Source organism: Chryseobacterium nepalense, assembly GCF_023195755.1.
GTDB classification, from domain to species: Bacteria; Bacteroidota; Bacteroidia; order Flavobacteriales; family Weeksellaceae; genus Chryseobacterium; species Chryseobacterium nepalense.
Map to the genome: position 1 here is coordinate 1,226,644 of NZ_CP096203.1, position 24,030 is coordinate 1,250,673.

Below are 24,030 nucleotides of genomic sequence, written 5' to 3' on the forward strand. Positions count from 1 at the left end.
ACCATAATAATCCTGCGCCGCTTCTTCGAAGCGGCGCAGGATTTAAATAATTTATATAATTTGTAAGATACTGTTTACATAATTGATTATCAATATTATTCTTACCAGATCATGTCACAAGGCTGCAGGCGTTCTGCAATCACTCTCAATGAATTAGTGACATATAATCTAAGGAAGCAGCGTGATTCAATATTATACACTTTATTTCCCTGAATTCTTACTTCCATACCGTTTCCTGTATGGTCAAAATTATAAATGACAATTTGTTGTTTCGGATAGATTTCCCTCAGGTTTACGACCATCAGGTCTTTAGAATATTCACCAATAATATGGATCAACCTGTTTCTATCATTTAATTCCAGATATCCTGACTGGTCAATTTCGTATTCATGAGGATCTAATCTTATGGCGTATTCTGATTCATCATTGATAATTTCGTCCCTTAAATCTGCGATCTCACCATTAGGAATAAAAAGTGTATCCGGTCTTTCTTTATCCGATTTAAAATTATTTAAAGCTTTTACGGATCCTTTTACAACGAGTTTATCTTTGCCGTTAGATGGCATTCCCATTCCGAAAAGGCTGTATTTACATTCGAAATTCAGGCCATCAAAATTATCATAACCGGAGCCATAAAAATAGTATTCATTCTGTTTCGCAGCAAGAAGCCTTGTTGTCTGATTGTCGATAATCCCGGATTCTCCGCCAAAATAATTATCTGCCAGTACCAAACCTGTATTTTGGAGCACTGTAAATTCTTCATTCAGCTTTAATCCGTATTGATAAGCATAATTCCACTGCTGAATATTAGAAACTGTAAAATCTGCGGTAGTCCAGATCTGTACCCATGCAGTCCACCTTCCTCCCACCATCGTCCTTTGATACGTAATATTAGGAGTGTTTCCTGAACCGTATGAAGTAGCGGTTTGCTTTACCCAGGTACTGTCGTGGGTTTCAACTGCCACATACCACCATCCGCCGTTATTCATAGGTGCATTGGCCAATCCGGAACCTCTGTAAAAGCCTGTTTTAAAGTAGCTGTTTAAATCCGAACCGGGAATCATCACAGAGGTACCATCCGGAGTACTTAAAAAATTGTTCTGCAAATAGGCTTGTGTTGCCAATGCGATATAAGCCTGCGTTCCTCCATTATTAAAGTAGATGTAGGGATATTGCGAACCGTCTGCAGATGGATAATTACCTGATGAAAAACCTATTCCTGTAGCATTTTCCAGCGCATTGGCTTTCCCGTTCAGCTGATTTAAATTAACTGCATGAGCTCCTAAAGTACCGTTAGGAATTACCGGACTTTGAGCGAAAGTATTGGTATTGGTAAATGTCTGTACGCCTGCTAAAGTAGCATATCCTGAAAGCTGGGAATTTAAACCTGACTGGCTTATAAACCCATAGCCATTCATATAAGAACTAATATTTCCTGAATGAATAACGTCTTTCCAATCGCTCCATCCCTGATTTCCGGAACCGTAATAAGAACCTCTGAACTTCATTCCTCCGCCACCTCTTTCAATAGTCAGCTGTTGTCTTCCGTCCGAAGAGTTTAGGTTTAGAGTTGTTGTGAAACTATATCCGGAAGTAGGACCTTCCTGCCTGTAGATTCCTGATTCTGAAACATCTTCTAAAGCAGATACATGTCTTAAATTCTTAAAAGGATTATAATTTCCTTCATGCAATATCATCCAGGATTCAGACCCATCTACATTTTCTATCCTTGGATCTATGCCGTTGCTTCCTCTGTTAATATAGACTCCGCCACCTGCTTTTTTGTAGATCTTACCCCCTTCAAAAAAATTGATTCCGGAATTATCAAGATTAAAATTAATATTCCTGTCCAGATAAACTCCTTTTATATTAAATGTATAAATGCTGCCGGCTCCTTCATAATCAAAATGAACATTGGTATTGGTCTGTAATACCATATGCGGCAGCGATGGGTTACCCAGATAAAGAGTCTCTTTCTGAGGATTGAATACCTGTGCTCCAATTAAATTATCGCTATAAAAATATCCGTAATTAGATCTGAGGCCACCATTCTGATCTATTATTAATGATGCCGAATTACCTCCTGAACCCGGAACTTTTAATTGAATAAAATCACCATATGATCCATCCCACCCTCTTTTTAGAAGAACTCTCTGGATCCATGAACCGGCTCCTGCGGTAATTAAAGGATCAACAGATTCATTAAAATCAATCGTTTCATTTTTAGCATAGAATGTTTCTTTTATTCTGGAAAAGACAGAGCTGTTTACTTCATACACTTCAGCAAAAGCCAAAGTAAATTCCATTGCCGTATCCGGGCCATCAACATATACATGACCTCCATTTCCAAAACTGGTTCCTGTACCACATATAACAGCTCTTACATAGGTTTCCCATTTTCCCGTTCCGGATCTTGGAGTCAGCCAGCTAACTGAAGCATGATCGCCCATATAGTTTTCGGCATTGTTAAATGAATAGCCTATAGGCAGTTTAGCCATAAACTTCTGGATAAACACAGCATTGGCTCTGGCATTAAACCCTAATATAAATCCACCCAACCCCGGCGTAGCTCCATTACCATTATAATTAAACCTCAGCTGCATTCCTGACCTGTTTGGCAGATCAGATGCGGCTTCCCTGGTCATGGAAACTGTACCGTTGCCATAATTATTATAAACTCCTATTCCATTTGCGCCATATCTGAATTCTTCATCTCCATATAAAGGATAAGCTCCCTGCAATGCAAGATTAAGCAACGAAAAAGGCCCCATCTGCGGATTGGCTACCGATGATCTGTCCCATCCCGAATAGATGGTATTCTGAAAACCTATCGTTTTGGTGGCATCAATGGTTTGGGTAGTATTGGACGTAACATAACTTCCTAACTGAGAAGACAGTGCAAAATCCGAAATAGCCTTATGGCCTCCTCCTCCCAACAAGATTAATGAATTATCGGAATTGGCTTTTATAAATCCCTGAGAATAAACAGTACCCGGGAAATTTGTATTTCCGCTTTCATCAAGAAGGGTGGCTGTTCTTATGAGACTCGTAAAAAGGCCACCGTACTGACGTACATAAATCGGTTCGTTACCATCATCACCCGTTGCTATTTCCAGATAGCCCTGATTTGATCCTGCTGTATTGCCATACACCCGCCAGTAATCATTATCACCAACCTGCCCCATAATTCCGCCCACATTGTTTCCGAAATTGATCATGCCGGTCATTGTCCCGCCAGCATTTGGTAAGTAATCATTTAAGTTAGATGAGGTTAAAAAATCTGAAACCGCTTTGTGGCCGCCTCCGCCAAGGAGCACATAATTATTATCAGATCCGTCTTTTATATATCCTGCAGCCCTTACATAATCAAAATTATTTCCATTGATGTCCATAAAGTAAAAACCATTACCTCTGTAGCTTACTGTTGCGGCATACAGTCCGGGCTGATGGAATGATATTGTTGGATAAACCAAATTGGTATTGCCGTTTCCGTTCACCATTAAAGGAGCACCTGAATAGCCGTTACCATCTCCTCCGGCAAAAGTTTTCTTGGAAATTATGGTCTGTTCTGTATGAAGACTGACAAAATTACTGGAATTTGCCGCTACACTGTTCCATCTGTCAATTTCTGATTGTGTAAAATTTCCGGTATGCCAGTAGTCAACATATGACTTATATGGCGAAACTCCCTGCGGACTTCCCTGAAACTGTCTTATTCCAGGTCCTGCTTTGCTAAACATAATTAGGTTCTGATTTCCGCCGGAAGAATCCTGATATCCTCCAAAATGCAGGTAATCAGCATAATGACTAGCCTGATCGCCATTATTAAACCAGTTTGTAAAGCCCATCTGTAATTTTTGAGTTTCCAGATGTGCCGGCTGAATATTCCTGTTATCCAAGTATCCTCCAAAATCCCGCCAGTCATTGATTTCAGCAGAAGTGATTCCGTAAACGGGATGTGAGCTTGGGATATAGTTATTAGGATTAAAATTATTCGGAGTCCAGAAATCTGATAAAGACTTATGATCTCCGCCTCCTAAAAGAACCTTACCATTATCAGAACCATATTTATAGAATGCTCTTGCGGTAATATTTTCAAAGCCGCTGCCATTAACATCCGTAAAATAAAATCCCTGAGCATCACCTCTGTAACTAACAGTCCCGGCATACAAACCAGATTGATGAAAAGCAATTGTTGGGAATATCGTATTTGCAGGACCATTACCCCTCAGCTGCAGAGCGGCTCCCAGATAGTCATTTCCGGTAGCTCCGTTAAAGTCCTTTCTTGCATTAATAAGCTGTTCTTTATGAGTATTTACGACTCTCGAATCTCCATTAAAATTAGTACTTAATATTGTATATTGGAGAAGCAGTGGTGTAACATCGCCTCCCCAAACAACATCCCAGCTGGAAGACAAAAATGTGTCGTCTCCCCCATATGCCTGTACATCTGTAATTGCTATTCTGGAATAAGCAACCTCAATAATGGGTCTTATATAGAAAACCCCCGTAGCAGGATCTTTATAAAACTCTATTCTATCTATGTGTGCAGAATCACCTGCTTTCCAGGTAACCGTAGGCTCATAAACATCTCCTAAATAATTATAAATATTAACTTGAAACTCATAGAAAAAATGCGGATAATTATACAGTTTTACAGTAAAAGTCATCATATTTCCAGGCCTCGCTCCAATTTTAATCAAAGGATTCGACTGATATCCTCCATAAGAGCCTGCAAATGCGGATAAGGCAATATTATTGCTAATTATTGACCCGGAGTTTTGAAAGTGTCCTACATTTGAGATATTTTTAGAATTAAGATCGATGTTTTGTGAAGCCCCGTTAAAAGGCACATAATTACCTGTTAAATTATTTAATTGTGATGCAACCCAGCTTTTATACGCTATTTGTTCCCAACCGCTCCAGTTTCCGCCACTAATTGACTTTACAAACATCTGGTTTTCACTATTAAAGCCCAACAGGTTTCCATAGTCTCCATCATGTGATGCGATACTGAGTATTGAGTTTGAATTTAGTTTACTGGGAAATAAATTTGCCGAACTTTGATCAACCCGGGTAATAAATTTAAACTTATTATTTTCAAATAACCCGTGAACATCTGCCAGATATGATCCGTCTTTAAATAGATAATCATGCGTATGACTGTTTACGGAGAAGTCTGAAATTGATTTTTCTCCACCACCTCCCAAAAGAACTTTGCCATCATCGGAATTTGCTTTTCTGAATTCAGATGCAACGATGCCTTTATATCCTGTATCATTAAAATTTTTAAAATGAAAATATCCGTCAAAATTGATCTTTCCAGCATCCATTCCGGAGCTGTAGAACACAATTCCTGCTTTTGCGCCACCGGTTCCATAAGTCCACAATGTAGTATCTTCCGGATTGGAATTTCCGGAAACATAGAATACTTTCCTGCCACCGACGTCCTGTGAAGTATTGGTAGTCATGAGACTTAAATCAGAAACTATTTCTGCATGTGTCCTTTTGCTTATCTTTTTCGTTAGAGGGTTCCATACCAATACAAAACCTGTATCGTTCGGAACTCCTTTCACGATAATTTCGCCTTCTACAGCGATGTGATTGTTAAAATATTCCGGTGCGATCATTAATCTAATCTTGCAGTTAAAGTAATTCTGTATTCATTCGGGGAGAGAGGTGCCAAAACATCTATCTGTACATCATTTGCAGAGAGAGGCAGGAAGCTTACATTTATTCTTCTGTTATCTGTATTACGATAGCAGGTATAGTCGACATCCCAGGCATTCCAGCCGTGCGTGATAACAAAAGTTACCGAAGAGCCATCACCAATATACCATGTTTTAGATTTGATTTTCGAATCCAGGACCGCTCTTGTTGATCTGGGAGTCATTGCTTTAGTAGCGTTGCTTCCGGCAAGGGCTTCAGCATCCGTAGCGATCTGAATAAGTCCTTTTACCGAATCTGTAGCATCTACAATATCCGGAATTCCTTTTTCTATGATCTGATAATTGGCCGGTACATTTGACCCGCCATCCGTGTTGGCAATAAGATGGTCTCCCACAGAGACAGGATTATTTCCAACCCAGCCATTTGCCGTAATTACCCACACCATCCCGACTTTTATGCCGGCTGATGTAATGGGTGACGGAGCAGCCATGGAACCTTCAACAGCAGAAGGAACATACCCTCCCGGCTGATAAATCAATGCACCTGTAAGACTTTGTCCTAAAAGGTTTTCAACATACGTTTTGATTTTATTCGACGACCATGTAAACGTTCCCGACTGAACGGCATCATTCAGGAAAATGGAAACAATATCTGCGTTGGTAAGGTTTCTTCCTGCTACTTTAATAACATGTCCGGAACTGTTGGTAAGAATCTGACTTAACAAAAGAAGTCCGCTGGTCTGATCTGTCTGGAACGGATTATTGGTAAGAGGATAATCCGGATGCACATAATTATTTGCCAGATTAATCCATTGATTTCCATTCCATTGATGCAGCTCATTTTTGTAATCAATGATCCAGCCCGCGGGAACTCCGCTTGTGTCGGGAAGTGAATCAAAATACTGGAAACGTGTACGTAGGAGTTCTCCAAAAAAATTATCCTGATTTGCGTTGTTGCTTATTACTGCGTTTTTATTCATGGTATTTTATTTTTTTTATGGTTTAACTTTTAAAATGAGAATATTGATTGGGTTAACGATTTCGCCCAGCATATTAATCTCTATGGTCTGGTTGGTTGCATAATCGTCGATATTTATTTTTTTACCAGTAACACTATCGCGTGCCTGGATGATTACATTTTCCGTTTCAACAGGGTTAGAAAATACTGTACTTCCCGTTATCTGTACTAAGGCGCTTGTTGGGGTCTCCGAGATGACCAAAACCTTTTCGTAAATCTGCTGATTAAATTCCTGCTGGTTTTTAGGGCTTTTCAGCCAGCTGTAATCCAGTAAGAGCTTTACTTTATCTTCTTTTATTCCTTCCTGTGAAATCGCTTTTAATGCTTCAATATCAATACGGTTTTTCTTTATGAAATCAACTATTTCCTGAAGTTCATCAAGAGATAAATCGTTGGATAAGAGTAACTTTTTGATATTTTCTATTTCTGACTCCAGATTGGTATCCGCCACCTTCAATTCGTTAACAAAACCATCTGTTTGTATTTTAGTGTATACATTTACAATTCCCAGTTTATCTTTCCAGCTGTTAACATGAGCTGGCGTCAGATTACCTGCATTCAGTAAAGCCAGGTGCGCGGAATGAGCATCAGAATCACTCAGGTGTTCCTGAAACGCTTCTGCACCGGCAAATAATTGAGAAAGATCTTCAAGCCCTTCAATATTCTCAACCGGAATTGGGTAATCCTTATGATAAAACGATGAAAATGTTGCTTTGAACTGTGCTTCAGTAGGAAAATCTCCGCTTTGAAACCAGCTGAAAATTGTATTTAATGGTGTATTCATTTGATTGTTGAAATTAGTCTTGATATAAGTGAGAATAAGTGAGACATTAAAGCATTTTTAAAACTTACTTATTTCATTAAATGATTCTGATTTGTTTTTGGAGAATTAAGTTTTTGCACCGGGCAAAAGAAACTGTATGAAATTCAACCTGAATCATAAACCTGTCTGTTGAATTTAATGATTACCGTTATGCTGTACTCTTCAAATTTCATGTTTTTTCAGTTACCGGGAAAGCTTTTTAACTGGTATAGTCCGTAGCTGCAGTAAGTTTCCATTCAGGATCCTGATCATTTAATAATTGCAGAAGTACATTCTGTCTGTATAAAATTTGTCTGAATAATAGGTCATCATTAAAATAAATCAGCGCACAGGAATATCCATATACGCTGATAAATTATTGCTGAACGCAAACATTTTAAATCAAATGATTCACTTTGCGTTACATTTTTGCTAAGAAATATTAAGAAGCAACGCAGTTTCCTATATTCATTGTTTCCTGGATTATTCTTCCGTTGCTGTTCATGTAATACCTTGCGCTGCTTTTGGGAGGTATGGTAAAATTCACACTGGTATTGTTTACTATAAATTTTGCCTGATTTCCGCTAACGTTCATAACAGTAATTTCCTGATATTCAGGCATAAGACCAATTACTATTGATCCTCCGTCAAGAAGTGTCAATTTTACAACCCTGTTTTTGGTGGCGTATGAATTTGCAGTACCAGTAAATTCCTTATCATCCGGTCTGAGCCGGATATATTCATCTTCGCGGGCTATTTCGTGGGACAAACGGTATAAGCTCCCGTCTCCGCCATATACATCATTATTATTGCTGGATTCCGAATAAATACCATACGGAATTCTTATAGTTCCGTTAAAATAATGATTATGAGAATCTGTTGGTTCTACACCACCATAACCGATATGCCCGTTATTTAAATTAATAGCAACACCATCGTAACCTCCTGTTTTACAGCCAACTTTTACATAGTCTTTCTCTTTCGCGGCAATAAGGAGATCATTCTTTTTATCAAACAATCCTGCGATCCCAGCTGCACTGAGATTTAACAGCATAATTTCCCAACCCGGAAATGGTTCATTAAGCTTTACAAATCCGTCCGTTAAATTAATAAGCTGGGATACGTTTACCGCATGATTATCCAATGTCCCAGCGGGGATTACGGGGCTTTGAGTAAAAGTTTTAGTATCATTTATCGTTTCAACTCCATTTTTGCCCACAAATTGATTCAGAGCTTCGCTTTTTGTATAGTAATTGCTTAAAGCTGACTGCTGTACGGAGTTATTCCAATTGGTAATATTACTCTGATTGAAATCTATTTCAGACCACACTCTCAGCCAGCCACTAAAACTGATACCATCATAAATACGCTTCCAGGTTCTGCCATACTGTAAATCACTGTACTCCTGCACAATCCGGGTACTGGAAGTTTTATAAATATTTAAACAGCCGGCCAGACCAACCGGGTAATTTCTTGCTGAAGTAGCATTAGAGCTGGCATGCTGATAGTAAAAACCGGGCGTCAAAAATGTATTCAGGTCGGCAGTAGCAAGTAATGCGGCAAATTTAGGAACTGAACCGGTATTATTTTGATCTACCCATGTTCTTGTTGCAACAACTTCCGTAGCAATTGACAGAAGCTGAGTGTACGTTGAAACATCCGTTTCGATGGTTTGTGTCCATCCTTTAGACCAATCGAAGTTCGCTCCCTGATGAAAAGCTGCAACTCTTTCAACCTCTACTTTCAGATAGGTATTCCAGACCGTATTTGATTCCCCAATATTAATACAAACATTGCCGGAAGCATCAAATCCTACATTAATTACCGATGAAGGAAAATTATCAGAACATTCAATAATAGCTTTGTGATTGCTATTAAGTACAGTTGCGGAAAACTTATAAAAAGATACTCTTACGGTTCCTAATATCCTGGCATTCCATCCGAATATTTTGATTGTTACATCGAACATCGTTGCAAGTGAGGTAGCCTGTGGAAATTTAAAACTTAAAATTCCTGTTTGGGCACCAGCATAAAGTCTTTGGTACACTTTATTAAAAACCCGTGTGTTATTTTCAAATCGTGAAAGACTTCCTGTTGTGAAATTAATATTTTTATCAGCCATATTAATTTCTGTGCCTGCAGGAATATATGAGGCATTATCTACAGAGCCATCAGCTTTTAAAAACTGGGCCGCAGTACCGTTGACTACCCTATAGCCTTTCGCAGAAGTATAATATGCGTAATTAATATCCATTCTATAAATCTAAGTTGGTTACCACTACTGAAATTGGATTAGGAGGTGTAGAATCAAATTCTATTGCTACACTTGTTGTATCGATTGGTTTTATTCTTCCGTAAACTTTGTAAGAAGTAACCGTATCACGCATGGTAATCTCAACGTTCAGTGTGTTTAGGTTGTGAGCTAAAGTTGAAGTTCCTGTAATATTCGTAGTGTATGTTTTTGAAACATTGCTTCCGTCAGTAACCAAACCTTTCGCGTTTACGGTAACCCGGCTGTACGTTCCTGCAGTTACCCCTGAAGGCGCCAATGTTAATGCCGAAGTAACATTTGCCGAGCCATCGAAGGAAACATTCCACGTTCCGTCGCCAGAAGCGGCGATTGTTCTTGGGGTGGCTAATTTAGCTGCCGATCCGCTTGTATTGATGGATGCAGTCCCTGTTAACAATGTTGCAGGAACAGCAGTAACGGGAATGGCAACGTTTCCGGATCCGTCAATCGTTTGTGCCGTTGCGGTAACTCCAGAAAGTGTAATGGTTCTTGCGGCAGTCCATTTTGTAGCAGAAAGAACATTTTTCGCTGCATCCGCAGTATTATCGGCGTTGCTTAAGCCTACATGAGATTTGTTTAAAACGACAACTCCTGTTAAGCCATTTACAGAATCTACGGCTCCTGAAGTAATATAAACGAATGTTGTTCCCGTCCAACGGTATGTTTTGTTGGTATCAAGAGACACATAAATTTTACCGGTTTCGCCGGCAATAAGATTGGTATAAGCCGCTTCCTTATAGAACTTTCCGTCGGCAACTTTATAATATCCTTCCAGAACATCATCCACGTAAGAAGGCAACTGAGAAGCAGGAACCAACCCGGCACCATCAAGCACTGCAACACCGTTTGCCGCACCCTTTTGTGACAATGGGATGTAATTGGCAAGATCCGTTGTTGTAGGTACAGATCCCAAAGAAACCGTTATTCCGCTGGCGGTCTGGGTAATTCCCGTAACCACGTTCCCGGTTCCTGAAGTTGTAACCGGTAGAGAGAATGTAGTTCCTGTAAGGGTTAAACCATTACCTGCAGCATAAGTTGTATCCGTGGAATCTAATTTAATGGTATTTCCGGATTGACTGATAGACATATTGGCACCCGCAGCAAGCGTAATATCTCCGGATACTAAAGAGCCGGATGTACCTCCCTTCACACGGGTAACCGTATCCGGCGTTGTAAATGATCTGTTTGCCGAAAGGTCATAACTTGTTCCGTTAATTGTTAACGTTCTTGTCTTCGGAACATAGTCAGTCGGAGTAAAATTTCCGTCATGCCAGAAAGAGCTGATAGAGCGCGTTCCGCCGCCGGCTGTTAAGATGTCGTTGTCTGTTTTTCCTACGATTTTGTATCCAACAGAACTGTGATAATAAGCATATTTAATATCCATAATTATAATTTTTTAATTGTTAACTGAATCATATTTGGTGGTACTGAATCAAACAGTACATCAATGGTATTAGGATCAATTCTCCTTACTTTAATTGGTATTGAAAATAGGGTAACGGTATCGTATGCGTCTATTGCAAAACTTAATGTATTAAGGTCATGTTTTATCCTGGAATCATTCTGCACCTTCTCCTCATGTCTGATTTTTTCGGAGCCGCTATTTTCGATTTGCCGGATTTTGTCATACACTAAACTGTTAAACTGGCTTTGATAATTAATAGTTCCCCAGTTTGAATAACTTCCCACAAGGCTGATTTTATCATCCGAACTGCCTCCTGAAAAAAGATCGTTAAGCAATTCTATCTGTCTCCTGTTTTCTTTGATATAATGTACGATTTCGTAAAGTGTATCAAGATTTACATCATCGGAAGAAAGCTTACCGGTAATTTCCTGAATACGTTCAAGAAGATCATCATTCTTTTCGCGGAGTATATTTAAAATCTGTTCTGTCTGTGCTTTTGTATAGACATTTCCTGTATTTTCGTCACCATCTATGGTAGCTGTTAAATTGATTTGTAATTTTTCTTTCCATCCGTTGATATCGGCAGCAGTGAGGTTGGATGCGTTGAGTTTTGCAAGCACTGAAGTATGTGCGTTTTCATCTTCCAGGTGATTGTTGAAAATTGTGACAGGAAGTATATTCTGAACTGCTTCCTGTAAACCTGTGACTTCATCCATCCTGATTCTTTCATCTGTGTGACGGAATGAAGAAAAGGTTTGTTTAAATTGATATTCTGTAGGAGAATCGCCTTTTTCAAACCAGCTGAATATTGTTGTTAATGGTACTGCCATGTTTATTGAAAATTAAGTTTGAGTTCTTCTATGATCACATTTTTTTTATTTTTGATTATATTCGTATCTACATTTTTCATTGGCTTTAATTTCATTTTAAGTGATTATAAACTCGTTGAATTCAACTTTTCTTTCATTCGTTTTTAGGAATACAAAGACGGAAAAGCACAGTTCCTATTTCGAAAAAAACAGGTCGGCTTCCGCTTTTCTTCGCCTGATCAGTCCGTTCAGAACTTTACCTCCGGCGGTAATATATCTTGATGTAAACCAGTCTCTGATGGCTTCCGGATTTGCTTTTTTATTGATTAAAGAAAACAGGGTATCAGATCCTCCCGTATTGTAGGTATGGGATACCAGCGCATCAAACTGGTTTTGTGTAAGCGCAGTTTTAATTTTATTGCTGACTATTTTTTCATAAGCCGGTAAAACGGATGCGAATAATTCCGTTCCTTTTTCTTTGCTGATGGCGGGATCTTTCATGGTTACTTTTTTACCGCCCGGATAATAGGTGTTTCCATAGCCAATTGTAGGGATTCCTGCCGAATCCAGATAAGGTTTTGAACTGAAACCTTCAAATGATAAAATTAAATTGATTCCATTTTGTGATGTTTTCATCTTTTGAAATATTTATAGGTGAAAAACAAGAGAATCACAGTAATTCCGAAGACGGTGATGAAAATCCATGCTGCAATTCCAAAGCCTGTTACTTTTATTCTTTTTGTTTCCTGGGAAACGACCGATGCTGTTTCTTTTTCAGTTTTTTTGGAAACAGCATTCTTATTTGCCTTCAGGGAAATATTATTGAATACTTCTTTTTTATTTTCAGTCTTTTCGTTCGATGCTTTTGCATAATGATTGCGAATGGAATATTCTGCATTTCCCATAATGGAAATACTCTGAACAGTATCTTTCCCGACAACATTGTGGAAAACAAAAGGGCTGGAGACATCAGATTTCCCCGTAATTGAAAAATCCCCGGATATTTCGTTGATTTTTTCATTGACTGCAAGGTCTTTCGAGTTGCTTTGAATTGTTTCTGAACTTTGTAAATTCAGGGAATCAACTTTCACTGTTTCAGTTTCCCGGGTATTTTCCTTTGAAACGGTTGTAATTTTTTGTTTGCTTCTGCAGCAGCCAAGTATTAGGCCACTGAATATCATCAGCAGCAGGATTTTTGCTTTCATCAGCTTTATTTTTAGTAGTTAATTATATGATTGATTAGTTGGTTTAAAACCAGGAGAGCAAAGCTGCACCGTGTTCTCGATACATTTTCTTCACTTTGTTACGAAAACACTCGAACAGACGTGAGTTTAAACTGATGGGATTTTATGTGAAAATTTTATCTTCTTTTACATATTCTTTTCTGATGCTTTCCAGCAGCATATCGGGACTTACTTTATAATCAGGATCTCTTAATGCAATTGTTTTTAAACTTACATCCTGTATTATGTTCATAATATTAGACCCGGTAAGTTCATACCGTTCGGCAATTTCTTCCAGCTTAATTCCCTCGAGCTTCAGCTGTTCGGGTATATTATTCTTCCAGATACGCAGGCGTTCTTCGTATTTTGGATTACTAAATTTTATGCAGCTCTGGAAACGCCTTGTAAAAGCTTTGTCCATATTATTTTTAAAATTGGATGCCAGAATAATGAGCCCTGAAAATGTTTCTATCCGCTGGAGTAAATAAGAAACTTCCTGATTAGCATACTTATCATGGGCATCCCGCACATTGGTTCTTTTTCCGAAAATAGCATCAGCCTCATCAAAAAATAAGATCCAGTTTTTATTTTCTGCCTTATCAAATAGTTTTGCCAATTGTTTTTCTGTTTCGCCAATATATTTTGAAACCAGCATAGAAACATCCACCCTGAAAACGGGACGTTTTGTATATTTCCCTAAAAGACTTGCTGCCAGGGTCTTCCCTGTTCCCGGATCTCCGTAAAACAGAACTCTGAAACCGGGTTTTAATTTTTTCTGCATGTCCCAGTCTTCCATAAGAATCCTGCTGCTGTTGTACCAGGATTCAATACTCTGAATTTCATCGAGTGTATTCTGAGGAAGGATAAGGTCTGTCCAGGAACGGTGGGTGTGTATCTGTTCTGCCGGGAAGTCGTTGCTCATTTTCGGCAATAATTCTGATCCGAAAATAATAATATTAAAAGCCTCCTGATGAACACTTAACTGACTATTTTCAGCTCCATACTCCTTTCCTGAGCCGGAGAATGTAATAATCTCATCTTTAACCAACATAGAATCTGAAGCAAAATAATCCAGAGCTGTTAATCTTTCTGAAATATTCTGACCGCCCAAAATATACTGAACCGTCTGAACCGTAGGATAAAAGAGTCTTCCATTATCATTAACCGAACAAAAATCAAACAGCGGGCTGTTGGGAAAATCCAGGTAAATACGCTTCAGAAGTGCGGGATCTAATCTTGGCAATAAAGCCATTAAAAGAATGATAACTTCCTGATGCGCAAATTTTTTCTCTGAAATATAGTTTCCTAATGGAAAACCTGTATGGTCATCGGATATGAATCCCGGCGCTCCCATAAAATCTTCTGAAGAATTGTTGATACGCCAGGTTATCACCTCTTCCAAATGCGTAAATAGTTTCTGTATCTGTTCTGCCTCCATTGGTTTTTAGTCTTTTATTTTTGAAATCAAAACCATTACCTGTTTATCTTTCAAATAAATTTGCCTTATGCAATCGTTAAAGATTTTTGATGTTAAAAATGTTGGAAAAAAATGACCATCAGTAATATTAAATACTGTAACTCATAAAGGAAAGTCTTACCATAACTGCGTTAACAGTTTTTTTTGAAAGTCTTCTCATACCGGAATTCCTACTTTTTGATAATCAATTTCCGTTTCACGGATATTATTACCTGTCCCGGAAAGAAAATAAGAGATGTGATAATCTTCATTTTCCATTATGGATAAGATTCTGATTTATTCAAAAAAATTCCAATATTTCAGGGTAAAAAGGGTTCCTGTCAGGGAGCATCTTACTCGGGTTGTTAAAATATCATGCATTTACATCTCTGATGCTGCATTTTATTCTCTGATCTGTATTAACAAACCTCAGCCTTAAAGCTGCTCACAAATGAGTCTGAATAATTGTTGTAATACTCAGTTTTCATGGTCATTGTTTTTATATTTTATCTTTTTTTAATAATTTTTTCATCAATGTGCAATGTTTTAATAATGCTTTGATATGGTTGTTTTCAACCTATTTATATTCTGAATTTATTGTATTTTCAATGAGAATAACAATGGTTGTAAAAAAGGAGCCTCAACCGGAAAGCAGCTCACATTAGAGAATCTTACGCAACTGCCGCAGCAACTGTTTTTATAAAAGCTTCTCATCCAAAGGAGTTCCTACTTTTTAAAGAATCAATCTTACTTCTGAAAGAAAACAAGAGATTTTGCAACCTGTTATTTTACATCCCGGCAAGATTCTGACGTGCATCGGAAAATTCCGGTATTTCAAAAGTAAAAGGTTTCCAAGAAAGGAGAATCTTACCCAATTGAGGCTATCTTTTTTATTATTAATTTATAATATAATTAATCAGGTCCTTTTCATCGCGCCCCAAAAGGATTTTGATCGTGACAGGATTTGATCTGAATTTTGTTCCGTTCACCTCAATCTCCAAAAGCATCTGGATCAGAGAATAGGGTTTTCTGTGATGCACGGAATATCTGAATGAACCGGGTCTGCTGAAAGTACCTGCCGGATAAAACTCCTTGTAGTCTGCTCCAGGTCTGAAATAGTTTACAGGATTAATATCAAGTTTCATCTCGTTAGATGTTACAGGATATTCCGACTGCCTGCCCCAGGTTTTTGCATCTTCATTACATTCCTTGTAAAATCCGGGTGGCTTTAAATAACCACTGTAGAGCCTTTTTTTCTGTTTATAACGTTGGATGATGATTTTCGGCTTGTGTTTATCAATATCCAATTCGCCTGATAATTTCACGTTTAGGTATCTGTAGCCGAACCCCCTTGATAAAACATGATTGTACCCGTTTATATCCTGGGGCGGATTGCCCGTATCTTCAAGGGTGATGTGCCCTCTGTGTGAATTTTTGAGATCCTTGGCCACATAAAAATGATATTTTTTTGTCTCATACTCTCCTGCCGGTTTTACTTCGATTCCGAAATTAAACTCATTCAGATGGACATAATTATCTATAAACCTGCCAAACTGACCCTGTGTTGGATATTTACCCGTTTCAAAATAGGTTTTCAGTTCCTCTCTTTGGGTGAATTTATTTATTTCTTCCATAATATCTTAATGTTTTTATCTTATGTCCTTCGTATGATGCCATTTCAGCTGATGATTCCCTTTTAAAAGTATGTTTCAGCATTGAAGTTTTTTGTCTGAATTTTTTTAAAATGTATTTATGTATTAGAAATAACCCCCAACCGGAAAGTAGCCCAAATTTGTGAATCTTACCCAACTGCCGGGGCAGCTGTTTATGAAAGTTCCACCGTAAACGGAGTTCCTACTTTTTAAAGAAATCAATCTACTCCTGAAAAAAACAACAGATTCTATGATCGTTTCTGTCATTTTACTTCCCGGCGAGATTCTGATATAAACACCAGAAAATTCCGATATTTCGAGAGCAAAAGGTTTCCTGCGATTGAGGATCTTACCCGATTGAGGATTATTTTTATTATTGATTTTGTAATTGCTTACATTTCGCTGATTCTGCGATATCCAAATAATTTTTTATATTAATTGGAAGGCTTGTATTGCCTGAGAATTGAATTTCAAAATTGCAATTTTTCTTTTTATCTGACAAGTTTTTCGCCTTGTCTCTTCTGTAGCTGCAGTAACTCTTGTTCTGCATAAGCGACTGCTTTATTTTTATTTGACACTGCAAAGTTGATACTTATTTTCTTATTATAAAAGCTTTTTGCCCTGTCTTGTCTGTAGCTGCAGTAACTCTTATTTTTTAAAAGTGAATGACCTATTAGTTATTCTGAAAATACAAAGCTCTTTCTTTTTTTCCTATTATAAAAGCTTTTTACTTTATCTGTTCAGTAGTTGCAGAAGCTTTTATTTAGCTTTCATATTGGCATTCGATTCTGGCATTTCTTATGCCTGCCAGAGCACCTCCTGCAGAGACATTGATATTTTTCTGTCCTGGTATCAAAGAGGCTTTCATTAAAAGAGTATCATTATCTGCATCATAAATCCTGCATTCTATGGCTTTACTAACTTCGGTGAGATCCGCTCTGTAAAAACAAGCCAGAAAGTCTCCAAGGTCGTAATGATCTGTAACCATATCTTCGGAAACATACCTATTAGACCAGTAATTTCCGTATAAAGCGTATTCAATAAGTATTTCGGTTTTATTAACAAAAGTAAGATGTGTATGTAAATTACTTATTTTACGATCAAAATCCTCATTACTTATTCTTACAGAAATTTTTTTATTTTCTACTGTTCCCATTTCAAAATCCCCGGGAATAGGAGGCAGATTATTTCCGAAAAGCCTGCTCATTGTAGCGCCATCATCGATCTGGGTGTTCAGGTAGTAATATCTGTGCCCTTCTAATTGGTTTACCAGAAAGTCTTTTGTCCTGACTGTGTAAGGAGCGCTGCCCTGGAAATATCGTTTTTGTTCTTTGTTTTCGGTTTTGCCGATTGTAAAAATTTGGTCTTCGCCTTCTTTTGAATGTACAACAATCGCAAACTTCTCATTTTCAATATTACTGGTATTGTAAAGAATATATCCATTATCAAGAGCAGCCAGGTTGTTGGCGAGCGTAACCAGTTCTTTATTCGAAACGATATCATCTTTAAGGCTAAAAAAATCAATCAATTCTGCAAACTGACCCTCTGTGGGATATTTACCTGTTTCAAAATAGGTTTTTAATTTTTCTCTGGTGGTTATTTCGTTTGTTTCCATGTATTTTTAGTATTCTGTGCTGCTTTTGATTTACAGGTCAAAATTCATATTTTTTTTGTTTTTATAAAAGCTTTTTGCGGTGTAGGTTCTGTAGTTGCAGTGACTTGCTCTTTCTCAGGTGTGATGTTTATAACGATAATAGAATGTCGTTGGTTTTTGTGTATTCAAGAATAATGTGAAGTGAAATTCAAAATTCAAGTTTTTTTTGTTCTGCTGAAAGTTTTATGCTGTATGGATTCTGTAGTTGCAGGAAGTAGCTTAATGAGGTAAAACAGGAAGGAGATGCAGATGCAGAAAGTTATAATTCGGACTGTCTATAACTTCAGTCCAAACTTAGATCTCGCTTCAGATCAAAACAACAAAGGCTCAGATTAAATCCAAGCCTTTTATTTTCAGGTAATTGTTAAAAAATTATCTTCTGCTAATCAAGATTAAAAAAGAAAAAACGACTGCTGCCCAATCTTTTTTCACCCCTTTTGCATAGCCGATTGTTATGTGGCTTCTGTTTTCTACCGTTCCGTCGTCTTTAAGATAGCCTATCGTAACATGGCTTCTGTTTTCTATCGTTCCGTCTTTTTTAACGTATCCTACGGTAGAATGACTTTTGTTTTCGATGGTTCCATCACTTTTAATATAACCAATAGTTCCGTGGCTTTTGTTTTCAACAGTGCCGTCATTTTTAATGTATCCAACGGTCGCATGGCTTCTGTCTTCAATAGTACCGTCGCTTTTAATATATCCTGCCGTATTGTGGCTTTCGGATTCTATGGTTTGAGCGCTTATAATGGAAATATTTAACACAAGTAAAAAAAAGAATAGTATTTTTTTCATGATGGATAATTTTATCTGGTGATTGGTTTATTTTTCATTTTTATCAATACCAATATAAGACGAATTTCCCGAAATAAAAAAGCGAAATTCCGGCTGGAAATTTCGCTTTATTTTTACAATATATCATACTCAAAAACAAACATTTTCTCTGAATCATTGGGATCTAGTTCAGCTAAAAGCACTTGGTTTTCGTTTAGTTTTTCCAATCCCCAATACCGGCTGTTCTCTTTAGCCGGCCTTGTTTTTAGTACATTGCCTTCATAATCTAATACATACAACATATGCTGATAACACAGCACAATTTTATCTGCTACCAAACAACCTTTTATGTTACTGTAAGTTTTAGTGTTGTATTCATCAATTAAATTAGTATAAAAATTGACGCAATTTATGGGTTCTGGTGCCTGAAACTGAGCAATTTTTTTTTCATCGGCAGTTATATAAACTCCTATTTCATTTTCTGTTCCATTATAATGATAATGATATAATATCTCTTCGCTATCATTAGTAGAATATAGGATATTATAAGATATAAATAAAATATTACTATCCATTATTGAAAAAGGTCGCATGTACTTTGAAACTAAAATAGATAAATATTTGGTAAGTTGATAACTTTTTAAATTTAATAAGTAATAACCATAACTATCTCTTGCATTTATAATTAAATCTTCAGAGTTTAGATTTTTAAAAAGATAGTTAGTTCGTAGTTTTCTATTTTCATACCGGTCTTCAAACACAATATTTTTTATATTCAAATCATTTTCTAAACAATACAAATCTGCAGTTTGTAAATCAGTTATAAATATACGCCCATCTTTACTCCTAATATCGTAATTATCAATACTTTCTGTAAAATTATAATTTAATAGTTGTATAATTGAAGCATCTTCTAAACTCCATTTAATTATTTCTTTATTTGTTATTGTGATTGGGATATTGTTTAAAACACCTATTAACCCTTTAGCTGTATGTATCATTAATCTATTTTTTGTAGTAAAATTAAACTTTTTGCTTCATTAACATTCTTTAACTCTTTATTTATTTGAAAAATTACCAACTCTTTATCATCTTGATCATTTATATGGTAGTGCTCAACTTCCTTTAAGCTTTCTCTAGTAAGATCTAAAAGTTCCTTTGCATTATAAAACGAAACGCCCTTTAATCGATTCACCTCATTCATATTTTGTTTCAATGCTTCCAACTCGTTTATTCTCATGGTTCTTGAGATTTCTTTTTCGTCTAGAAGTTCCTGGGTTTCTTTAATAGCTGTTTTTAACTCCTGTTTAGCTATTTCTACATCTTTGTATCCAGAATCTTTCTCATCCTTGGATTCCACTGCCATAATGGCTTTAACAAGATCTTGTTTTATTTCCTGCAATTTATTCTTGCCATTCTGGGCTTTTTGTTTGTCTTTTGCATTCAGATAATTTATAGCATCATGATCTACAGCACTGTCTATCAGATCCTTTATTAAGCTTGTTATAGCTGAAGGATTTGTGGGTTTATTATGATTTACAGCTTCCATAAAGTCGGCCATTCTATCTTCCAATCTTGCTTTGGTAGCTCCAAACTTTTGTGAATTAAAATCACCCGCACTACTTCTCTGTTCCACTTTTTTAACAGTCATATGAAATTCGTCAGCATCAACAACATTTCCTGCTTTTGCAAAACTAGAAGACAATGAAGATTGACTATCAGTTAATGAAGCTAATGATCTAAAAGATTTCCCTAATCCCAAATTGAAAATATGATCTCCTCTTTTTGGTGCTTCATCAATTTTTCGATCAGATTTATCTCCATGTTTGTCAGGATTTACTTTACCATAAATATGCACCGTTTCTTTATTTGCATCAACTTTATCAGTAACTATTTTAAGCTCCTGCAAATCGTAACGGTCTTCTAAAACTTCAAGACGCCTTTGTATTTCTTTTTTATCAAGATTTTCGTTTTTTAGTAGTAGGGTTCCTTCTTTTACTCCTGCATTTAAATCTCTTTCTTTTTCAGCCATGGTACGTGTATCTACTCCTTTTTGCTCCTTTTTATTCTTTTTATCAGAACCTAGTTTCGCCCCTCCTATTTTCCCAAGCAATCCTTTAGCCTTCCCTTTCACAAAAGTCCAGAACTTCACAATGGCATTTTCAATACGCTGTCTAATTTTGCGAATTACGCCCAAAACCTTATCAGCCAATCCGCCAATTCCCAGTAATGAAGCCAAAAAGCCAATTAAAACAGGAACCGCTTTGCCTAAAGCGTTTTCTATGGATTTGGCCACAGCACCTACGTTTCCGCTGGCAATGGCTGCCACACTGTCGATGAAGGCCTTAATCAGCTCCATAATCTGTGCGGCACGCTGGATGAAGAATTTCACCACATCAATAATCGCCATGGCAGCTTTTATAAATGCTCCTACCGGAGTCAGCAAGCCCATAATCCATTTTATTCCCGCCTGGATTACCTGGGTCTGGATCATATCCATAATGGTATCCATGATCGTGGCTTTCAGGTCAGCAAACTGGTCTTTAAGATGTTCCCAGAGCCCGGCAACACCTTCTTTACGGACGATCTGCACCATTTCAAAACTGGTTTCCAGAACTTTCATGACCGGCTCTCCGATCACTCTTGCACCGATGGCTCTGATTCCGTTCCAGGTCAAACCAAGCACCTGTGTGGTGATAGAGAAAATTCCTTTAAGAGAAAATATATCTTCCGGCATGGTAAGGTCGATGCCTTTTGTTGCGCCGGTGAGCCAGGTGAAGAAGCCGGTTTTAAGATGCGTCCAGATATTGGCCCCGAAATTGGCAAATCCCTGCCCGACGCCTGCAATAAGATTTTTAAAGAAGCCTATCGGATCCGCTATAATTGCCATGACAACATCTGCAATACCGGATAATAAATTGGTAAGGGTGTTTTTAATTTCAATAATAATGGCAAATACACCGCTCAAAGCGTTGAGTGCTTTGTTTATGAAACCGCTGTTTTGGACTTTCAATTCTTCAATTCGGGCATCGATACTTGCTACGTTTTCGGCATATTTTTTAGCTAATACATCGATAAGTGCATCTTTTTTACTGTTCACGCTTTCTTCCAGCGCATTGAATTTATTCTGAATTTCAGCAATGGCCTCTTTGCCTATTTTACGCAGGCTTGGCGATAAGCTGTTGACATACGTCTGTACGTCTTTTTTACCTTTGGCAATTTTCGCTTTAGCAGCATTAAGCTGATCGGTAACATGGGTTGCAATTTTATCAATATGCTGATCCATGGTTTCAATATATAATGCTTTACCACTTACAAAATATTTATTGACCTCATCGGGAAGTCCGGTTGCTTTATCCCACAGCCATAATCCGGCAGTCGCTAAAGCGCCGTATTTGGCATAAGCATCACCGTAACGCTTCTTTTTGTATTCTTTCATTCCCTTATCTACGTGATCTTCAAATGCTTTTTTGGCAATCTTGCTACCGTAGTCGAACATCTCTGCAACTTTTTTATCAAGATTGTTTAAAATACCATCAACTTCTGTTTTAGAGCTGTTGTAGATACTATTGATATGATCGGCTATTTCTTTTCGTTTCTGGCTGTCTTTTGTTGCGGTATTCTTTTGTTCGCCGTGCGCATGATTCAATCCGCCTTTGCGTGCATTATGCATTCCGCCAATATGTTGAACAGCCTGTGATTGTGCCTGTTGCCGGGTTTTAGAGAGTTCGGTATTTTCTGTTTTCCTGAATTTCTGTGTGGCGGCGGTACTTTCTGTTTTAGCCTTATTTTTTTCGTCTAAGGCTTCCGTAAATGAAGGCTCGTTGGAGTTGGCGAGCATTTTATCCGTTACTCCATGGGTTTTCATTTCGCTGTCAATGGTATTGGTTTCTTCCTGAAGAGGCTTTTCCACGCTTGCAGCATCTCTTTTATTAGGCATTGCTTTTGCGGCATTTGGAACATTAGGAGCTTTTCCGGTATTAGGTGTTGGCATTTTGGCAACGGAGCGAACAGGTTGTGCCCCAATGTTAGGTTTTGCCGCGGTAGCTGAAGCAATATCGTTGGTTGCTGCATTTTTTTCATTCTTAACATCGGCAACTGCATTTTTATTGACCTGCTGTATGTTGTTGTTGTTTTCGAAATCATCAGCTTCAGCTTCATCTTTAGGAAGTCTGATTCCTTCAATTTTCTTCTTTAATAAAGCTTTAAAATCATCTTTGCTGAATGTTCCGGGTTTTTGCGCATCCATATGATCTACTTTGCCTGCCTGCGCCATACTTTCGCGTTCGTTTGCAGGTGAAGGAGCAGCGGCCTGTGCTGCATCGCTTGCTTTTTGTGCGGGTTCATGGCTTTTTTGAGAATGTGCTGTTGCGGCTATTTTACCACTTAACTGTGTAAATTCGGGATTGTTTTGGGCATTTGGAGAAGGTGCTGCTTCTACGCTTTGCTCTTCCGCTCTATCTTTAGTCCCGGCTGCAGGTTTCCCTTCTGCCTTATGCTCAGGTTTAACAGCTGTTTCCGTGTTTGTTGTTTTTCCTTCCTCAACTTTTTTGCCTTCCTGATACACTTCCTCCTGCTCCTGTAAGGTTTTTGGAGTATAGTTGCCGGATTTAAGATTTTGATAATCTTCTATCTGGTTAACATTCAGGGTGGCCATATAGTCTTTTTCCATCTCCTTGGTTTCGGGATGGTTGATATCGCCGGTCTTCTGTAAATTTTCCTGAAATCTGCCGTAAGAGATCTTTGAGCCCTGATCATAAATATTTTGCGAACCGTGAACGGCCGCCGGTGTACCATTGAGGCTCACCTTGCTATCATCTGATGTGGCGGATCCTGGATTGCTGACTTGATTACCAGATTTTTGGGTTTGTATAGTAGTCATCTCTACCTCTGACTGAGGCAGAACCACCGGATCTTTCTGCTTTTGCTTTTTATTTTGGTTCTGGTGGGCTTTGTTGTCTACTTCTACAGGTTTTGCTGCTTTCATGACTTAGTTTTTTTATTCATAGTTGATGGGTAAAAGACATACAAAACGCAATTGAAATGAATTGCGTTTTGTATACCTGTTGAATGTGAAAAATCAGCTCCGGGGCGGGTGATTTTTTTAAGAATTTAAGTAATCGGAAATGGCATTTTGCTTTTGTAATGAGAAACAGGTAATGATAAAGCCACTCCGTTTTTTTGTCTCCTGTGTTTTTTCGAGTTTTAAATTCTCTGGTTCAAAAATCTTATTTTTTGATGAGAATACCCTGTTTTTTGAGCGATGGATTCTGTAGTTGCA

Annotated in this window: 14 protein-coding genes; all 14 read right to left on the bottom strand. The window is 37.8% G+C overall.

The window, feature by feature from the left end; genetic code table 11:
• Positions 1–101: 101 nt before the first annotated feature.
• Positions 102–5,630 (bottom strand): pyocin knob domain-containing protein, encoded by a 5,529-nt coding sequence (locus M0D58_RS05230; protein ID WP_248394015.1) that lies wholly within the window; start codon positions 5,628–5,630, stop codon positions 102–104.
• Positions 5,630–6,649: a hypothetical protein gene (locus tag M0D58_RS05235; protein WP_248394016.1), complete on the bottom strand. Its 1,020-nt coding sequence runs from the start codon at positions 6,647–6,649 to the stop codon at positions 5,630–5,632. Before M0D58_RS05235 ends, M0D58_RS05230 begins: the two co-directional genes overlap by 1 nt.
• Before the next feature lie 15 nt (positions 6,650–6,664).
• Positions 6,665–7,471, bottom strand: coding sequence for a hypothetical protein (locus tag M0D58_RS05240; RefSeq protein ID WP_248394017.1), 807 nt, complete (start codon positions 7,469–7,471; stop codon positions 6,665–6,667).
• A 460-nt stretch (positions 7,472–7,931) separates the two neighbouring features.
• Positions 7,932–9,743 carry a pyocin knob domain-containing protein gene (locus tag M0D58_RS05245; protein WP_248394019.1) on the bottom strand — a complete coding sequence of 604 codons (1,812 nt, stop codon included), beginning with the start codon at positions 9,741–9,743 and terminating at the stop codon, positions 7,932–7,934.
• 1 nt (position 9,744) lies between these two features.
• Complete coding sequence (locus tag M0D58_RS05250; RefSeq protein ID WP_248394021.1) at positions 9,745–11,163, bottom strand: phage tail protein; 1,419 nt, start codon at positions 11,161–11,163, stop codon at positions 9,745–9,747.
• A gap of 2 nt (positions 11,164–11,165) precedes the next feature.
• Complete coding sequence (locus tag M0D58_RS05255) at positions 11,166–12,014, bottom strand: hypothetical protein (RefSeq protein ID WP_248394023.1); 849 nt, start codon at positions 12,012–12,014, stop codon at positions 11,166–11,168.
• A gap of 174 nt (positions 12,015–12,188) precedes the next feature.
• Complete coding sequence (locus M0D58_RS05260; protein WP_248394025.1) at positions 12,189–12,629, bottom strand: lysozyme; 441 nt, start codon at positions 12,627–12,629, stop codon at positions 12,189–12,191.
• Positions 12,626–13,198: a hypothetical protein gene (locus M0D58_RS05265; RefSeq protein WP_248394027.1), complete on the bottom strand. Its 573-nt coding sequence runs from the start codon at positions 13,196–13,198 to the stop codon at positions 12,626–12,628. Before M0D58_RS05265 ends, M0D58_RS05260 begins: the two co-directional genes overlap by 4 nt.
• Positions 13,199–13,340: 142 nt before the next feature.
• On the bottom strand, positions 13,341–14,654 hold the full coding sequence (locus M0D58_RS05270) for an ATP-binding protein (RefSeq protein WP_248394028.1): 1,314 nt from the start codon (positions 14,652–14,654) through the stop codon (positions 13,341–13,343).
• Between the two features lie 914 nt (positions 14,655–15,568).
• Positions 15,569–16,306, bottom strand: a complete 738-nt coding sequence (locus M0D58_RS05275; protein WP_248394030.1) for a hypothetical protein — start codon at positions 16,304–16,306, stop codon at positions 15,569–15,571.
• A gap of 781 nt (positions 16,307–17,087) precedes the next feature.
• The gene (locus tag M0D58_RS05280; RefSeq protein WP_248394032.1) at positions 17,088–17,939 is read right to left on the bottom strand and encodes a hypothetical protein; all 852 of its coding nucleotides are present in this window, start codon (positions 17,937–17,939) and stop codon (positions 17,088–17,090) included.
• Between the two features lie 411 nt (positions 17,940–18,350).
• Positions 18,351–18,770 carry a 5-fold beta-flower protein gene (locus tag M0D58_RS05285; RefSeq protein WP_248394034.1) on the bottom strand — a complete coding sequence of 140 codons (420 nt, stop codon included), beginning with the start codon at positions 18,768–18,770 and terminating at the stop codon, positions 18,351–18,353.
• Between the two features lie 113 nt (positions 18,771–18,883).
• The gene (locus M0D58_RS05290; RefSeq protein ID WP_248394036.1) at positions 18,884–19,750 is read right to left on the bottom strand and encodes a hypothetical protein; all 867 of its coding nucleotides are present in this window, start codon (positions 19,748–19,750) and stop codon (positions 18,884–18,886) included.
• Positions 19,750–23,736 (bottom strand): phage tail protein, encoded by a 3,987-nt coding sequence (locus M0D58_RS05295; protein ID WP_248394037.1) that lies wholly within the window; start codon positions 23,734–23,736, stop codon positions 19,750–19,752. The genes M0D58_RS05290 and M0D58_RS05295 overlap by 1 nt, the downstream gene beginning before the upstream one ends.
• Between the last annotated feature and the right edge of the window lie 294 nt (positions 23,737–24,030).

Excerpts from the sequence above, each read along its gene's own strand:
- M0D58_RS05230 (WP_248394015.1), bottom strand. The coding sequence starts at position 5,630 with ATGATCGCACCGGAATATTTTAACAATCACATCGCTGTAGAAGGCGAA.
- M0D58_RS05235 (WP_248394016.1), bottom strand. The coding sequence starts at position 6,649 with ATGAATAAAAACGCAGTAATAAGCAACAACGCAAATCAGGATAATTTT.
- M0D58_RS05240 (WP_248394017.1), bottom strand. The coding sequence starts at position 7,471 with ATGAATACACCATTAAATACAATTTTCAGCTGGTTTCAAAGCGGAGAT.
- M0D58_RS05245 (WP_248394019.1), bottom strand. The coding sequence starts at position 9,743 with ATGGATATTAATTACGCATATTATACTTCTGCGAAAGGCTATAGGGTA.
- M0D58_RS05250 (WP_248394021.1), bottom strand. The coding sequence starts at position 11,163 with ATGGATATTAAATATGCTTATTATCACAGTTCTGTTGGATACAAAATC.
- M0D58_RS05255 (WP_248394023.1), bottom strand. The coding sequence starts at position 12,014 with ATGGCAGTACCATTAACAACAATATTCAGCTGGTTTGAAAAAGGCGAT.
- M0D58_RS05260 (WP_248394025.1), bottom strand. The coding sequence starts at position 12,629 with ATGAAAACATCACAAAATGGAATCAATTTAATTTTATCATTTGAAGGT.
- M0D58_RS05265 (WP_248394027.1), bottom strand. The coding sequence starts at position 13,198 with ATGAAAGCAAAAATCCTGCTGCTGATGATATTCAGTGGCCTAATACTT.
- M0D58_RS05270 (WP_248394028.1), bottom strand. The coding sequence starts at position 14,654 with ATGGAGGCAGAACAGATACAGAAACTATTTACGCATTTGGAAGAGGTG.
- M0D58_RS05275 (WP_248394030.1), bottom strand. The coding sequence starts at position 16,306 with ATGGAAGAAATAAATAAATTCACCCAAAGAGAGGAACTGAAAACCTAT.
- M0D58_RS05280 (WP_248394032.1), bottom strand. The coding sequence starts at position 17,939 with ATGGAAACAAACGAAATAACCACCAGAGAAAAATTAAAAACCTATTTT.
- M0D58_RS05285 (WP_248394034.1), bottom strand. The coding sequence starts at position 18,770 with ATGAAAAAAATACTATTCTTTTTTTTACTTGTGTTAAATATTTCCATT.
- M0D58_RS05290 (WP_248394036.1), bottom strand. The coding sequence starts at position 19,750 with ATGATACATACAGCTAAAGGGTTAATAGGTGTTTTAAACAATATCCCA.
- M0D58_RS05295 (WP_248394037.1), bottom strand. The coding sequence starts at position 23,736 with ATGAAAGCAGCAAAACCTGTAGAAGTAGACAACAAAGCCCACCAGAAC.